This is a genomic window from Mycobacterium sp., assembly GCF_049647605.1.
Classification (GTDB): domain Bacteria; phylum Actinomycetota; class Actinomycetes; order Mycobacteriales; family Mycobacteriaceae; genus Mycobacterium.
On the sequence record NZ_JBARXZ010000092.1, the window covers coordinates 1 to 15,315 of the forward strand.

Annotated in this window: 12 protein-coding genes and 1 pseudogene; 3 read left to right on the plus strand and 10 right to left on the minus strand. The window is 65.0% G+C overall.

The features are described 5' to 3' along the window. From WBB07_RS11640 to WBB07_RS11650, 3 genes and pseudogenes are all read right to left on the minus strand, one after another. A pseudogene (locus tag WBB07_RS11640) lies at window positions 1-141 on the minus strand (MspA family porin); the annotation flags it as partial. A gap of 177 nt (window positions 142-318) precedes the next feature. Next, on the minus strand, window positions 319-1,158 hold the full coding sequence (fdhD, locus tag WBB07_RS11645) for a formate dehydrogenase accessory sulfurtransferase FdhD (protein WP_526307769.1): 840 nt from the start codon (window positions 1,156-1,158) through the stop codon (window positions 319-321). Continuing rightward, window positions 1,151-3,475, minus strand: coding sequence for an FdhF/YdeP family oxidoreductase (locus tag WBB07_RS11650; RefSeq protein ID WP_526307771.1), 2,325 nt, complete (start codon window positions 3,473-3,475; stop codon window positions 1,151-1,153). The genes fdhD and WBB07_RS11650 overlap by 8 nt, the downstream gene beginning before the upstream one ends. Before the next feature lie 206 nt (window positions 3,476-3,681). On the opposite strand from WBB07_RS11650, the gene WBB07_RS11655 reads away from it, so the two are divergent. Next, window positions 3,682-5,856 carry a glutamine synthetase III family protein gene (locus tag WBB07_RS11655; RefSeq protein ID WP_526307773.1) on the plus strand — a complete coding sequence of 725 codons (2,175 nt, stop codon included), beginning with the start codon at window positions 3,682-3,684 and terminating at the stop codon, window positions 5,854-5,856. A 163-nt stretch (window positions 5,857-6,019) separates the two neighbouring features. After that, window positions 6,020-6,481, plus strand: coding sequence for a hypothetical protein (locus WBB07_RS11660; RefSeq protein ID WP_526307775.1), 462 nt, complete (start codon window positions 6,020-6,022; stop codon window positions 6,479-6,481). Between the two features lie 11 nt (window positions 6,482-6,492). Here WBB07_RS11660 and WBB07_RS11665 read toward each other — a convergent pair whose 3' ends face one another. From WBB07_RS11665 to iolC, 7 genes are read right to left on the minus strand one after another with little or no spacing between them, the layout of a single operon-like run. Then, the gene (locus WBB07_RS11665) at window positions 6,493-7,368 is read right to left on the minus strand and encodes a sugar phosphate isomerase/epimerase family protein (RefSeq protein WP_526307777.1); all 876 of its coding nucleotides are present in this window, start codon (window positions 7,366-7,368) and stop codon (window positions 6,493-6,495) included. 2 nt (window positions 7,369-7,370) lie between these two features. Continuing rightward, the gene (locus tag WBB07_RS11670) at window positions 7,371-8,405 is read right to left on the minus strand and encodes a Gfo/Idh/MocA family protein (RefSeq protein ID WP_526307779.1); all 1,035 of its coding nucleotides are present in this window, start codon (window positions 8,403-8,405) and stop codon (window positions 7,371-7,373) included. Between the two features lie 32 nt (window positions 8,406-8,437). Beyond that, window positions 8,438-9,343, minus strand: a complete 906-nt coding sequence (locus tag WBB07_RS11675; RefSeq protein ID WP_526307781.1) for a sugar phosphate isomerase/epimerase family protein — start codon at window positions 9,341-9,343, stop codon at window positions 8,438-8,440. A gap of 9 nt (window positions 9,344-9,352) precedes the next feature. Beyond that, the gene (gene iolD, locus WBB07_RS11680) at window positions 9,353-11,305 is read right to left on the minus strand and encodes a 3D-(3,5/4)-trihydroxycyclohexane-1,2-dione acylhydrolase (decyclizing) (RefSeq protein WP_526307783.1); all 1,953 of its coding nucleotides are present in this window, start codon (window positions 11,303-11,305) and stop codon (window positions 9,353-9,355) included. A 4-nt stretch (window positions 11,306-11,309) separates the two neighbouring features. Further along, a complete protein-coding gene (gene iolB, locus WBB07_RS11685) occupies window positions 11,310-12,173 on the minus strand; it encodes a 5-deoxy-glucuronate isomerase (protein WP_526307785.1) in 864 nt (287 codons plus the stop codon). 2 nt (window positions 12,174-12,175) lie between these two features. Continuing rightward, window positions 12,176-13,081: a Cgl0159 family (beta/alpha)8-fold protein gene (locus WBB07_RS11690; RefSeq protein ID WP_526307787.1), complete on the minus strand. Its 906-nt coding sequence runs from the start codon at window positions 13,079-13,081 to the stop codon at window positions 12,176-12,178. After that, entirely contained in the window at window positions 13,074-14,045 is a 972-nt protein-coding gene (iolC, locus tag WBB07_RS11695; protein ID WP_526307789.1) for a 5-dehydro-2-deoxygluconokinase, read from the minus strand. Before iolC ends, WBB07_RS11690 begins: the two co-directional genes overlap by 8 nt. 218 nt (window positions 14,046-14,263) lie before the next feature. Here iolC and WBB07_RS11700 point away from each other — a divergent pair, with 218 nt between their 5' ends. Continuing rightward, a complete protein-coding gene (locus WBB07_RS11700) occupies window positions 14,264-15,001 on the plus strand; it encodes a GntR family transcriptional regulator (RefSeq protein ID WP_526307791.1) in 738 nt (245 codons plus the stop codon). Window positions 15,002-15,315 lie beyond the last annotated feature (314 nt).

Genomic DNA, 15,315 nt, shown 5'->3' on the forward strand with positions numbered 1-15,315 from the left:
CTGCTGGATGGTCAGGGTGCGTCCCTGGCCGTCCACAAGGCTCAGCTCATTGTCCAAGCCGGCGTTGGAGGTGCCTGTGCTCGCGAACAGCGCCGCGATGGAGGCGATCATCGCCACCAGCACCCGAACGATTACCTTCATGTTCTCCCCTCCGAATTCAACCGCGCCCGCCCAGATTAGGGGTTGATCAAGGTGCGGTTCCGCCGAAGATATAGCGGATTCGGTTCGAGTGGGTCGGATTGGGGCGCATTGGATGCTGTGAGTTGAATGCGGATGACGTTGCCAAAGGCCGCTTTTGAATTCAGGGTTGAGGCAAATTCAGGTCGAGGGCATCGGCAGGATGACGCGGTCAGGGCGGCTGTAGATGTTCATCGAGGTGCCACGCAGGAAGGCGACGAGGGTGATCCCGGACTGTGACGCCAGATCCACTGCCAGCGACGAGGGGGCAGAGACTGCGGCCATGAGGGGAATCCCGGCCATGACACACTTTTGGGTGAGCTCGAAGGATGCGCGACCACTGACCAGTAATACAGTGCCGGTCAACGGTATCCGACCCTGCTCCAGCGCCCAACCGATGACCTTGTCCACCGCGTTGTGCCTGCCGATGTCCTCGCGCAGCACCAGCTGGGTGCCGTCCGCGGTGAACAGTGCCGCTGCGTGCAGTCCGCCGGTGCTGGCAAAGACCTTCTGGCCGGCGCGCAGCTTCTCCGGCAGGCCGGTCAGGGTTTCGGCGGCGATGGTGGTGGGGTCGTCACCAGGGGCGTGACGGCTGATGGTGGCGACCGCATCCAGCGAGGCCTTGCCGCAGATACCGCATGACGAGGTGGTGTAGAAGTTGCGGCGCACGTCCACATCCGGCAGCGGCACCCCGGGCGCCAGCGTCACATCCAGGACGTTGTAGCTGTTGACGCCGTCGTCATCGGCGCCGCGGCAGTAGCGCACCGTGAGTACTTCATCGCGATTGCCGATGACACCTTCGGTGAGCAGGAATCCTTGTGCCAGTTCGATATCGGCACCAGGTGTGCGCATGGTGACGGTCAGCGGGCTGCCGTTGAGCCGGATTTCCAGCGGCTCCTCCACCACCAGGGTCTCCGGCCGCTCGGTGATGTGTTGGGCCGTGACGTGACTGGCCGGTCGACGTGCGGTGACTCTACCCATCTGCGGCTTCCACCCGGATGACCACGGCCTTGGACACCGGCGTGTTGGACTTTTTTGCGGTGTGGTCAAGGGGGACCAGCGGATTGGTCTCCGGGTAGTAGGCGGCGGCGTTGCCGACCGGGGTGGGGTAGGACACCACCACGAAGTCTTCGGCGCGACGTTCCTCGATACCGCCGGCGCCGTCGGGGAACTCGCTGACCAGGTTGACTCGGGCGCCGTCGCGCAGGCCCAGGGTCACGATGTCCTCAGGGTTCAGGAACACCACCCGCCGGCCGCCTTTGACGCCGCGGTAGCGGTCGTCGAGCCCGTAGATGGTGGTGTTGTACTGATCGTGGCTGCGCAACGTCTGTAACACCACGCGCCCCTGCGGTATCGGAACCCATTCAAGTGGGTTCACCGCAAAGTTGGCTTTTCCTGTGCTGGTGGGGAACTCGCGTGCATCGCGGGGTGGATGGGGAAGTTGGAACCCGTCGGGCCGGCGGACCCTGGTGTTGTAGTCTGCGCATCCCGGTACGACGGCGGCGATCGCGTCGCGCACCAGGTCGTAATTGTCGACGAATGACAACCAGGGGACGGGGTGGTCGGCGCCGAACATGGCATGAGCGAGTTGGCAGACGATGGCGACCTCGCTGCGCAGCTGGTCACTCGGCGGGTGCAGGCTGCCTCGCGACAGGTGCACCATCGACATCGAATCTTCCACGGAAACCAGTTGTTTGCCGCCGGCCTGGATGTCTCGGTCGGTGCGGCCGAGTGTCGGCAGGATCAGTGCCGTGCGGCCATGTACCACATGGCTGCGGTTGAGTTTTGTCGAAATCTGGACGGTCAGTGAGCAATTGCGCAGCGCTGCTTCGGTGACCGTGGTGTCGGGGGTGGCTGAGGAGAAGTTGCCGCCCATCCCGATGAACACCTTGCCGTGTCCGTCGCGCATGGCGCGGATGGCCTCGACGGTGTCCATACCGTGCTTGCGCGGGCTGACGATGCCGAATCGTTTGTCGAGTGCGGCCAGGAAGGAGTCGGGCATCTTCTCCCAGATGCCCATGGTGCGGTCGCCCTGCACGTTGGAGTGTCCGCGCACCGGGCAGACCCCGGCTCCGGGCTTGCCGATCATGCCGCGCATCAGCAGCAGGTTGGTGGCTTCACCGATGGTGGCCACGGCATGGCGGTGTTGGGTCAGCCCCATCGCCCAGCAGAACACGGTGCGCTCGGAGTCGATCAGCAGCCGTGCCACATGCTGTAGCTGTTCGAGGCTGATGCCGCTGGCCTCGACCACGGTGTCCAGATCGACAGCCCGGGTCTGGGCCTCGTATTCGGCGAATCCCGCGCAGTGCGCCTCGAGGAACGCTCGGTCGAGCACGGTGCCGGGTGCGGCGTCCTCGGCCTCCAGGAACAACCGTCCGAGCCCGGCGAACAATGCCATGTCGCCACCGAGGCGGATCTGCACGAACTCGTCGGCGATCGGGACGCCGTCGCCGATGACGCCGTTGACTTTCTGCGGATCCTTGAACCGCATCAGCCCTGCTTCGGGCAGCGGATTGACCGCGATCACGATGGCGCCGTTGGCTTTTGCCTTCTCCAGTACCGACAGCATCCGGGGGTGGTTGGTGCCGGGATTCTGGCCGGCGATCAGGATGCAGTCGGCATGTACGACGTCGTCGACGGTCACCGAGCCCTTACCGATACCGATCGACTCGACCAGCGCGGAGCCGGAGGATTCGTGACACATGTTGGAGCAGTCCGGCAGATTGTTCGTTCCGAAGCTCCGGACCAGCAGCTGGTAGAGGAAGGCGGCCTCGTTGCTGGTCCGGCCTGAGGTGTAGAACAGGGCCTCGTCGGGGTCGGCCAGGTTGTGGAGCTCCTCGGCGATCAGCCGGTACGCGTCATCCCAGTCGATCGGCTGGTAGTGGTCGGAGCCGGGCCGCAGCACCATCGGATGTGTCAGCCGCCCCTGCTGGGACAGCCAGTATTCGGGTTTCCCGGCAAGTTCGGTGACCGAGTGGCGGGCAAAGAACTCCGGGGTCACGACCCGTTTGGTGGCTTCTTCGGCGACGGCTTTGGCCCCGTTTTCGCAGAATTCGGCGATCTTGCGGCCGCCGTGTTCCTCGGGCCACGCGCACCCGGGGCAGTCGAATCCGTGCCGCTGGTTCAACCGGGACCACACGGCCGCGGTCCGCAGCGGACCCATCTCCTTCATGCTGCGCTGCAGCGAGACCAACACTGCTTTCACGCCGGCGGCCTCGTGCTTGGGATCGGAAGTGACCAGCGCCCGCTCGTCGACGGTTGCGTTGATGTCCCGATCGAGATGACGGCGCCGGCTCATCTCACCAGCCTAGGCGCCGGGTCCACTGTGACCGGTGGGGCGCCGGTGACCGGATGTTGGCGAGTTTGCCACCTCGACGGGCTGGCGGCGCCACCGCCGCATTCTGGCGTTGACTTCTGCGTAACAAGTTTGCCATCGAACGTTCCTACAGTGGGTCGGTCACGCGTCCACCAGTCAGCCGGGGACGCTTCGCAGTGAGGAAGTCCATGAGCGGAAATGCTGTCCGTCTGCAGGCGATCAACAACGTCGAGGCCTACCTGCCTCCGGCCATCAGCTTCGACCCGGCCGAGGAACCCGGTGAGATCTTCGGTGCCAACGTCTTCACCAAGGCCGAAATGCAGCTTCGCCTGCCCAAGTCGGTCTTCAAGTCTGTCGTCGCCACCATCGAGAAGGGTGCCACGCTGGACCCGGCGGTGGCCGATTCGGTGGCGTCGGCGATGAAGGACTGGGCGCTGTCGAAGGGGGCCACGCACTACGCGCACGTGTTCTACCCGATGACCGGGCTGACGGCCGAGAAGCACGACAGCTTCCTCGAGCCCGTCTCCGACGGGCAGACGCTTGCGGAGTTCGCCGGTAAAACGCTCATCCAGGGTGAGCCGGACGCCTCCAGCTTTCCCTCGGGTGGACTGCGGTCGACCTTCGAGGCGCGTGGTTACACGGGCTGGGACGTGACCAGTCCCGCCTACATCTTGGAGAACCCGAACGGCAACACCCTCTGTATCCCGACGGTGTTCGTGTCGATGACCGGTGAGGCGCTGGACTACAAGACGCCGCTGCTGCGCAGCCAGCAGGCGATGGGCACCCATGCCGAGCGCATCTTGGCGGCATTCGGCCACGAAAAGCTGGAGAAAGTGGTGTCGTTCTGCGGTCCGGAGCAGGAGTACTTCCTGGTCGACCGACACTTCTTCCTGGCTCGCCCGGATCTGGTGAACGCCGGGCGCACGCTGTTCGGTGCCAAACCCCCCAAGGGGCAGGAGTTCGACGATCATTACTTCGGCGCGATTCCGGAGCGGGTGCTGGGCTTCATGATGGATACCGAGCGGGAGCTGTTCAAGCTCGGTATCCCGGCCAAGACCCGGCACAACGAGGTGGCGCCCGCACAGTTCGAGGTGGCGCCGATGTTCGAGCGCGCCAACATCGCCGCCGACCATCAGCAACTGTTGATGACGGTGTTCAAGACCATCGCCAAGAAGCACGGCATGGAGTGCCTGTTCCACGAGAAGCCGTTCGCCGGTGTCAACGGCTCGGGCAAGCACGTGAACTTCTCGGTGGGCAACGCCGACCTGGGGTCGCTGCTGGTGCCCGGTGACACCCCACACGAGAACGCCCAGTTCCTGGTGTTCTGTGCCGCGGTGATCCGCGCGGTGCACAAGTTCGGCGGGTTGCTCAGAGTGTCGGTGGCCTCCGCCACCAATGACCACCGGCTCGGGGCCAATGAGGCACCGCCGGCGATCATCTCGATTTTCCTCGGCGATCAGCTGGCCGACGTCTTCGATCAGATCGCCAAGGGTGCGGCCACCTCGTCAAAGGGTAAGGGCACCATGATGATCGGTGTCGACACCCTGCCGCATCTGCCCACCGATCCGGGTGACCGCAACCGCACCAGCCCGTTTGCGTTCACCGGCAACCGGTTCGAGTTCCGGGCCCCTGGATCGGGGCAGACGGTGGCGGTGCCGATGATCATCCTCAACACGATCATGGCCGACTCTTTCGACTACATGGCCACCGAGCTGGAGAATGCGCTGGCCGAGGGTGTGGAGTTCGACACGGCGGTGCAGCAGCTGCTGACCGAGGTGATCACCGAGCACGGCGCGGTGGTGTTCAACGGCGACGGGTATTCGGACAACTGGCAGATCGAGGCTGCCGAGCGTGGCTTGCCGAACCTCAAGACCACCTTGGACGCGATCCCCGAGCTGATCAAGCCGGAGGCCGTCGAGCTGTTCGAGCGATACGGTGTGTTCAACGAACGTGAGCTGCACAGCCGGTATGAGGTGCGTCTGGAGCAGTACGCGCTGACCATCGCCGTGGAAGCCAGGCTCGCCCTGGAGCTGGGGTCCACGGTGATCCTTCCGGCCGCGCTGCGCTACCAGACCGAGCTGGCGCAGAATGTCGCGGCGCTCAAGGCCGCCGGGGTGCAGCCCAGCATCACTCTGCTGGAAGATGTTTCGGCGCCGTTGGCGGAGCTGGCCGGGGCGCTGACCGTGCTGAAGGCGGCACTCGGCGAGCATGCTGACGGCTCGCTCGCCGAGGCAACGCAAGCCCGCGATGTGCTGCTGCCGGCGATGGCCGCGGTCCGCGCCGCCGCCGATACTCTGGAAAGTGTTGTGGCCGACGACTTGTGGCCGCTTCCCACCTATCAGGAGATGCTCTACATCCTCTGAGCATCTCTCTCGGCCCCAATCCCCGCGAGCGTGCGTGTCGGTACGGCGACACGCGGTGATTCTCGTACAACAACGCACGTTCGTGGGGCTGGCGGTCAGTGTCTCGGTGTTCGCGTCAGGCTGCAGGTGTGTTTGCGGTGCCCGACGGACTAGCCTCGCAGTCATGCCGAAGAGCAAGAGTCGGAAGAAGAAGTCCAATGGCAAGGCTTGGCGGACGGGCCGCGTCGGTTCGGAGTACGACGACAACTCGGATGCGGGTGTTCCGGAGCCCGACTACACGTCGCCGGCCGACATGCTCCTCGCCGACGCGCTGATGGCAGCATTCATCGAGAACGAGGTCTACGGCGACGAGAAGCTCGGCCGGATACTGATCCGGCGCGGCTGGGAGCCGATCCATGTCCACTTCGAGAATCTGTCCGACACGTGGGCGTGGCCGCCGTCGGCTACCGGCGAGGGCTGGGTGCACACGACGGTGACGGTTGAGGAGTTCGGATACGCGGTGGATTACGCGAGTACCGAGGAGACGTCCGACGACGTCGTCGAGGAATTCAGCAGTCGTGAAGAGCTGCTCGAGGTCATCGAGGTCATCGAAGCGTATCGGCATCCGGACGACGCTCGGCCCTGACGGACGGCTTCTCAGCGTTGGTGTTTGGTGATGAAGTCATTCATGGTCGCCAGCTGATACCGCGAAACCTGTTGGGAATTCTCGTCTTCGGCGAACACTGAGGAGACCATGACGGTGTCGGACCGGTCGTAGAAGTTGATATCGGCCAGCGCGGCGAAGAAGGTGTCCCAGTCGATGTCGCCATCGCCGATCTTGAGGTGCTGGTGCACCCGGACGGGATTGCCCGGCGGGTTGGTGATGTAGCGCAGTCCGTGTGAGCGGTGGTGATCCATGGTGTCGGCAACGTGTACCAACCTCAGCTTGTCGCCGGCCGCGCGGATGATCTCACCCATGTTCCCACCCATGTGGAAGCTGTGGCAGGCCACGTACACCATCCCGATGTTGGGGGAGTTGACGCCGCGGATGATGCGCAGCGCTTCGAGTCCGTCTTCGACAAAATCGTCGGGGTGCGGGTCGATCCGGACGTCGATGCCTTCGCGTTCGAAGATCGGCACCAGTTCTTCCATGGAGCGGAAGAACGCTCGCTCGGATTCCTCGGCGCGTTCCGGGCGACCGGAGAACTCGGTGTTGATGACGTTGACGCCGAGGTGGACGGCGATCTGGATGACGCGTTTCCAGTTGCGGACCGCGGCCTCCCGGGCGTCTTCGTCGGGACCGGACCACCGCAGTACCGGCAGCAGTGAGGCGATCCCAACGCCGGCGTCGGCGCAGGCCTTGCGGAACTGGGCCACCAGCTGGTCGTCGGCGCGTGGATGGTTGAAGAACGGGATGAAGTCCCGGTGTGGTGTCAGCTGTAGATGGTCGTAGCCCAATTCCGCTACGATCCGCGGGAATTCGAGCAGATCGTGGTCGTGGTGGAACGGTGTGGGGTCCAGCGCGATCTTCACGTTCAGACCCCGGCCCGGTCGGCGAGCTCGACGGGTTCGGGCTTACCGGATTGCAGCGATCTGACGCCGGCTTCACACACCGCGGTGGAGGCGTAGCCGTCCCAAGCGGTCGGTCCGTCCACAAAGCTGGTGGCCGATGCGCCGTCCTGGATTCCGCTGCGGACGGCGTTGACCCAGCGCTGCACCTCGGTGTCGTAGGCCTGTCCGAAGCGTTCCCGAAAGCCGGGGGTGAGGTGTCCGCCCCAGTGGCCGGGGGCGCTTTTGCGGATCAGGCCGACGTTCAGGCCGATCATTGCGCTGCCGCGCTCGCCGACCACCTCGGTGCGTACCTCGTAGGCGACCCCGGTGGTGACGAACAGCTCGACGTCGACGTGCTTGCCGCTTTCGGTGGTCAGCACGGCGACCTGTGGATCCTGCAGTCCCGGTGGTGCTTTCGGGTTGGCCGATGGCCTGATGATCTGGATCGAGGTGATTTCCTCGCCGAAGAGGAACCGGGTGACGTCGACCTCGTGCACCAGCGAATCACGCACGATCATCGAGCTGTCGAACGACGGCGGCACCGCCGGGTTGCGGTGTACGCAGTGCATCAGCAGCGGCACCCCGAGCTCCTCGCCGTCGATGAGGGTCTTCAGCTGCGAGTACTCGTGATCGAACCGGCGCATGAACCCGACTTGGACCAGCTGAACACCGAGTTCGGCTTCGCGCCGCACGATGTCCAGCGAGCTGGTGACGTCGGTGGTCAGCGGCTTCTCGCACAGCACCGGCTTGCGCTGTTCGAGGCAGGCGAGCAGCTGTTTCTCATGGGTCGGTCCGGGAGTGGCCAGCAGTACGGCGTCGACGCCTTCGTCGGCGATGGCCTCCAGCGGGTCGGTGACCGCCCGGCAGCCGGGAATTTCCGACGCGATCTGTTCGGCTTTTTCGGTGAAGTGGTCATTGACGACGGAAACTCTGGCTCCGCTGATGCGGGAGGTGATCCGGGCGACATGATCGGCACCCATGACGCCGACACCGAGAACGGCAATGCGCAAGTCAGACATGGTAGTTCACTGTCCTTTCCGGGCTGCCGGGCTCATCGGAACTTCACCGACGGGATGCCGCAGGACCCTAGGTATTGCCGGGTGCGTTGGGCGATGGGCAGCGGCGTGTCGACCGCACACGGATACATGTCCTGCTCGACGATCGCGAACACGTCGACTCCGAGGTTCTCGATCTCGGCCAGCAGCGGTGGCATGTCCGGGATTCCACGCGGTGGTTCGGTCATCGCACCCAGTCGGACCGCTTCACCGAACGGCAGGTCCTGGGCGGCCACCGTGGTTCGTACCCCGGGGTCGACCTGTTTGAGGTGCAGGTAACCGATGCGCTCCGGGGCGCGCCGGATGATCGCGATGTTGTCGCCGCCGCAGTACGCGATGTGGCCGGTGTCGAGGCACAGGTTGACGTATTCGCCGTCGGTGCCGTCGAGAAACCGGTAGACGTTCTCCTCGGTGTCGATGTGGCTGTCGGCGTGGGGATGGTATTGCGCACGCACCCCGTACTTCTCGAACATCGCCCGGCCCAGTTCGTTCATGCCCTGGGTCTTTTTCTTCCACTGTTCGGGGGTCAGAGTGCGCTCTTCGAGCACGGCGCCGGTGGCCGGGTCGCGCCACATCTCGGGGATGACCACAACGTGCCTACCGCCGACGGCCGCCGTCAATTGCGCGACGTCTTCGATCTGTTTCCACACCGCCGACCATGAGTCATCCTGGTGGAGACGCTCGAACACGGTGCCGGCCGACAGCTTCAGGTCGCGGGCACCGAGTTCGTCGCGCAGCTGCGCGGGTTCGGTCGGCAGGTACCCGTAGGGTCCCAGTTCGATCCACTGGTAGCCCGAGGCGGCCACCTCATCGAGGAATCGGGTGTAGGGAGTCTGCTGCGGGTCGTCGGCGAACCACACTCCCCAGGAGTCGGGTGCCGAGCCTACGAGGATTGTGCTCACGGTGCGGTCCTAGTGATCTGACGGATTGAGCAGGGGGCGTTGCACTCGTTTCCAGTCCGCATACCGTTGGTAGGCCGACTGGGTGGATTCGAGTGACGAGACTTCGCTGACCGGCACATCCCACCAGGAGTGGCTGTCCGGGGCGAAGATCATCGGATCGGTTTCCACGTAGATCACGGTGATGCGGTCGCCGGCCTTGGCGACCTTGATCGCGTCGGCGAACTCGGTAGCGGTGGCCACCTTGATGACGTCGGCTCCCAGGCTGGCTGCGTTGGCGGCCAGGTCGACGGGCAACCTGGCACCGTCGAGGCGTCCGTCGGCACCCCGGTACCGGTAGGCCGTCCCGAAGCGCTGCGAGCCAATGGACTCGGAAAGTCCACCGATGGAGGCGAATCCGTGGTTCTGCACCAGAACCGGAATCACCTTCACCCCCTCCTGTACCGCGGTGACGATCTCGGTGGCCATCATGAGGTAGGACCCGTCGCCGACCATGACAAACACGTCACGGTCCGGGGCCGCCATCTTGACGCCGATACCACCCGCGATTTCGTAACCCATGCAGGAGAAGCCGTATTCGACGTGGTATCCCTTGCGGTCCCGGGTGCGCCACAGCTTGTGCAGGTCACCCGGCATGGACCCCGCTGCGCACACCACGACGTCGCGGGGGTCGCTCAGGGTGTTGACCAGACCGATGACCTGGTTCTGATTCAGTGCTGCGCCGTCATCGGAGGTTTTGTACACCGATGTCACCGTGTTGTCCCATTCGGTGGCCAATTCGGTGACGCGAGAACGGTAGTCGTCGGATACGCGGTAGTCGCCGACAGCGCCGCTCAGGGCGTCGACTGCCTCCCGGGCATCGGAGACCACACTGATGCCGCCCTGTTTCACCGCGTCCAGCGACGCGACGTTGATGTTGACGAACCGGACGTCCGGATTGTTGAACGCGGTCCGCGACGCCGAGGTGAAATCGCTGTAGCGGGTGCCGATCCCGATGATCACGTCAGCGTCGGAGGCCAGTGCGTTGGCGGCCGTTGTCCCGGTGGAACCGAGGGCGCCCACCGCCTGCGGATGGTCGTGGTGCAGCGATCCCTTGCCGGCCTGGCTTTCGCTGACGGGGATTCCGGTCTGCTCGCAGAAGGCCGCCAACGCCGCGGTGGCGTCGGAGTAGATGACCCCGCCGCCGGCGACGATGAGTGGCCTGGCGGCGGAGCGGATCACTTCGGCGGCACGGGCGATCACCAAGCGTTCCGGCAGTGGCCGTCGAATATGCCAGGTGCGTTCGGCGAACAGGGATATCGGCCAGTCGTGGGCCTCGGCCTGAACGTCCTGCGGAATGGCGACTGTCGCACAGCCGGTTTCGACAGGGTCGGTCAGCACCCGCATGGCACCCAACAGTGCGCTGGGCAGCTGCTCGGGCCGCCACACCCGGTCGAAGTACCGCGACAGCGGTTTGAAGGCATCGTTGACCGTGATGTCACCCGACGATGGCAGTTCGAGTTCTTGCAGTACCGGGGCGCTGACCCTGGTGGCGAAGGTGTCGGCGGGCAGCAGCAGCACCGGTAGTCGGTTGATCGTGGCCAGCGCGGCCCCGGTGAGCATGTTGGTGGAGCCCGGTCCGATGCTGGCGGTGACGGCCCAGGTCTGCAGCCGGTCTTTCTGCCGGGCATAGGCGACAGCACTGTGCACCATGGCCTGCTCGTTGCGGCCCAACACGTATTTGAGTCCGGGTTCCCGGCCGGCCTCGGCTGCTTCGACCTCGTCCTGGAGGAGCGCCTGTCCGAGGCCGGCGACGTTGCCGTGGCCGAAGATGCCGAAGCAGCCGGCGAAGAACTTGGTGCGGTCACCGTCGTGTTCGACGTACTGGTTGGCCAGGAACCGCACCGTGGCCTGAGCGACGGTCAGGCGAACGGTGCCTTCGGTGTCGGCCAGCTTTTCGATCGACTTGGGCGCAGTGGACACCATGAGATCAGGCTCCTCGGGGGTTGTGCAGGGGCAGACGCGGATCGATGTCCTGGCCGTCCCAGGTGCCGCGAAGCCAGGTGTGTTCGGGGTCGTCGACGATCTTCCAGGCGCGTTCGGCGTCCGGTCCGGCCATCACGTTGAGGTAGTACATGTGGTAGCCGGGGGCGGCCACCGACGGGCCGTGGTAGCCGTGCGGCACCAGGACGACGTCACCGGTGCGTACTTCTTCGAGCACCTCGATCGGCCGGTCCGGGGTGCCGTACACCCGGTGGTAGCCGAAGCCACGTGAATTGTCCGGTCCGCCGGCGATTTCGAAGTAGTAGATCTCCTCGAGTGCGCTCTGGGTCGGGGTGTTCTCGTCGTGTTTGTGGGCGGGATAGCTGGACCAGTTCCCGCCGGGGGTGATGACTTCACAGGCGATCAGCGAGTCGGCTTCGAAGGTGTCGGCGGTACCGAAGTTGTGTACCTGTCTGCTGCAGTTGCCGGCCCCGCGCAGCTCCAGGGACACCTCGTTGGCGGCGACCCGGCGATTCGGCAACGAGCGGGTGGCCCGCGCGCCGCAGATGGCGAACCGTCCCTCGCCGACGAGTGAGTAGTCCTGGTTGACACCCAGATACACCATGTCGGCGGGACCGTCGAACACCGATGCGCGCGGCGACAATTTGAAGGTGGTCCAGTTGCATTCGATGGCGCCGCCACCGGCCAGCGGCAGGATCATCACCTCGGTGTCACCGGTGTGCAGGTCGATGCTTCCGGTCAGCTCGAGCACCTGCAACGAGGATTCGGTCCAGCCGGCCGACGCGGGCGTCACGTCGACGGTGTAAGGCGGCGCAGCGCTACGCGCCGGGATGTACAGCTTGCTGTGCACGGTTACTTCCCTCCCGTCGTTTCACCGGTCCGGGCGCCGACCATCGCCACTGCGGTCGCCACCGCCGAGCTCACGTCGTCATCGGGCGGATACAACAGGGTGCGGCCGACGATCAAGCCGCGCACCGACGGCAGGGCCAGTGCCTTTTCCCAACTGGCGAACGCCTCGTTAGGATCCGCCGGATCTCCGCCGAGCAGCAGTGTCGGCAGCGTGGTCGCCTCCATGACCCGGTCCATCTCGTCGACCACCGGCAGTTTCATCCAGGTGTAGGCCGAGGTGGAACCGAGTCCTTGACTGATGTGGATGGACTTGATCACCGCGTCGGGGGAGAGGTCGTTGCGGACTTTGCCTTCGATGCGTGAGGACATGAACGGCTCCACCATGGCGATCAGCCCGTTGGCGGCCAGCTCGTCGATCGCTTGGGCGCAGGCGGTCATCGTGGTGAGCGTGCCAGGATCGTCGAGGTCGATGCGGCACAACATCTTTCCGCCATTGAGCTGTGCTGCCGCGGTGGAGGCGGCGGTGGCGCCGGTCATCCGGTCGTCGAGTTCGAAGGCTGCGCCGGCCAGCCCGCCGCGGTTGAACGAGGAGAAGACCACTTTGTCGTCGAGCGCACCGAGCAACACGAGATCGTCGAGGATGTCGGAGGTGGCCAGCACCCCGTCGACCCCGGGGTCGGCCAGGGCCGCCCGTAACCGGTCCAGCAGGTCGGTGCGGCTGTTCATCGCGGTCGGGCGCGATCCGACGGACAGCGCGCCCCGGGCCGGATGGTCGGCAGCGACGATCATCAGGCGCCCGTTACCGCGCAGCGTCGGGCGGGTGACGCGGCCGGCCCAGGCGCGGGCGATCGCACCGGGGTCGGATGCCCGCAGATCGGTGACCGTCGTGTAGTCGGCACATTCAGACATTGACGGCCTCCGCTGCGGTCTGCTCGGCGAGTGCCGCCACCTCGGCGGCAGTCGGCATGGCTGTCGAGCACTCGAGGCGGGAGGCGACGATGGCGCCGGCCGCATTGGCGTATCTCAGGGTCTTCTCCAGTGGCCAGTTGTTCAGCAGGCCGTGGATCAGGCTGCCACCGAACGCGTCTCCGGCACCGAGTCCGTTGACGACATCGACCGTATTGGGAGCAACGGTCACCGAACTGTGTCGGGTTTTGCCCAGCACTCCGCGAGGGCCTTGCTTGACGACGGCCAGTTCGACCCCGAGATCGAGCAGCGCGTCGGCGGCGCGGTGCGGGTTGGTCTCGCCGACGGCGATCTCGCACTCTTCCCGGTTGCCCACCGCGATGGTGACGTGGCCCAGCGCGCGCTGTACCTGTTCGGTGGCCGCGGCGGGAGATTCCCAGAACATCGGCCGGTAGTCGAGGTCCAACACGGTCAGCGGCGCCCGACCTCTGGCGGCCCAGGCCGCAAAATGTGCGCTGCGGCTGGGTTCTTCGGACAGTCCGGTGACCGTCGACCAGTAGAGGCGGGCGGCGCCGATGGCGTCGAGATCGAGTTCGCCGGGCGTGATCTGTAGATCCGGAGCCGACGGTTTGCGGTAGAAGTACAGCGGAAAGTTGTCCGGAGGGAAGATCTCGCAGAATGTCACCGGCGTCGGGTACTCGCCGTGGACCTGTACGAAGCGGTTGTCGACACCCAACCGGGACAGTTCGGCTCGTACGTAGTTTCCGAACGGGTCCTCGCCGACACCCGAGATCAACGCGGTGCGGTTTCCGAGCCGGGCTGCCGCCACCGTGACGTTGGCGGCGCTGCCTCCCAGGAACTTCCCGAACGATTCCACGTGTTCGAGTCCGATCCCGACTTGCAATGGATAGACGTCGACGCCGCTTCGCCCGATGGCGATGACGTCGAAGGGGTCTGTGAGGGTCACGGCTGACTCCGAATTCGGTTCGTGCGAAGTGGTGCGGTGCGTCGATGACGTGCGGCAGGTGGGGCTCGCAGGCGCCCGGTGTTGGTATCTGACTGTGCGCCGGGTCACCCGCCATGTCAAGAGTTTGTTCGGACATTCTTACTTCCCGTCATGGGGCGGTACTGTGTTGTGCACCACCAGCGAACTCGGTAGGTGGGTGACCAAGGATCGGAGCGAGGGTGATCACGACGTTGTCTGTCGAGTTGGACCGGTCGAGTCCTGTGCCGTTGTACTTCCAGGTGGCGCAGTTCTTCGAAAAGGCCATTCTGGATGGGCAACTCAAGCCTGGGGACCGGTTCGAGAACGAGCTCGCCCTGGCTTCGCGGCTGAGCCTGTCCCGGCCCACAACACGTCGGGCGATCCAGGAGCTGGTCGACAAGGGGCTGCTGGTCCGCAAACGGGGAGTCGGGACGCAGGTGGTCCAGACGCCGGTGCATCGGCCGGTGGAGTTGACGAGCTTGTTCGACGACCTGACGCGCGCGGGGCAGGAGCCGGCCACCCGAGTGCTCGAATACCGCAAAGGTGTGGTCGCCGAGGACATCGCCGCCAACCTCAATCTGGCACCGGACGCCGAGGTTGTCACGATGCGTCGACTGCGCAGCTCAGGTGGTCAGCCGCTGGCGCTGATGACCAATTACCTGCCGGTCGCGCTGGCCCCTGACCAGGAAGAACTGGAGCGGTCCGGGCTCTACCAGGCGCTGCGTTCCCGCGGGGTGCACATTCGATTGGCCCGTCAGCGGATCGGAGCCAAGGCGGCCGACCGCGAGGAGGCCAAGCTGCTCGACGAGAAGCCCAAGGCGCCGTTGCTGGTGATGACCCGCACCGCGTTCGATGACTCCGGGCGTGTTGTCGAGTTCGGCAGTCACGTTTACCGGGCGTCGCGCTATTACTTCGACACCATGCTGGTCGATCGCTGATCCTGTTGCGGTGCGGCGGATTCCGATACCCGGAACGCCGAATCTGAAAGTGCACCGGCGGATTGTCCGGTGCCGACGTCCTGTGGGCGCTCCACGTTTGCCGACCGGATGAATTGATCTCTGTCGCTGTTGTTTTGGTGGGAGAATAGCGGGCCTGTCGGGTGTGGAGTGTTTGCCGATCGATGACGCCTCCGCGATGGATGGCCGATCGCATGTTTGACATGCAGTCCTAATGTCAGAACAAACTATTGACTTCCGCTTGTGATGCGTATTACATCAACGGTTAGTGCGTGATCTACGACTGGCCGGCCCGG

What these genes read in the sequence shown, in the direction of transcription:
- fdhD (WP_526307769.1), bottom strand. Translation starts at nt 1,158, where the DNA reads ATGGGTAGAGTCACCGCACGTCGACCGGCCAGTCACGTCACGGCCCAA.
- WBB07_RS11650 (WP_526307771.1), bottom strand. Translation starts at nt 3,475, where the DNA reads ATGAGCCGGCGCCGTCATCTCGATCGGGACATCAACGCAACCGTCGAC.
- WBB07_RS11655 (WP_526307773.1), top strand. Translation starts at nt 3,682, where the DNA reads ATGAGCGGAAATGCTGTCCGTCTGCAGGCGATCAACAACGTCGAGGCC.
- WBB07_RS11660 (WP_526307775.1), top strand. Translation starts at nt 6,020, where the DNA reads ATGCCGAAGAGCAAGAGTCGGAAGAAGAAGTCCAATGGCAAGGCTTGG.
- WBB07_RS11670 (WP_526307779.1), bottom strand. Translation starts at nt 8,405, where the DNA reads ATGTCTGACTTGCGCATTGCCGTTCTCGGTGTCGGCGTCATGGGTGCC.
- iolD (WP_526307783.1), bottom strand. Translation starts at nt 11,305, where the DNA reads ATGGTGTCCACTGCGCCCAAGTCGATCGAAAAGCTGGCCGACACCGAA.
- WBB07_RS11690 (WP_526307787.1), bottom strand. Translation starts at nt 13,081, where the DNA reads ATGTCTGAATGTGCCGACTACACGACGGTCACCGATCTGCGGGCATCC.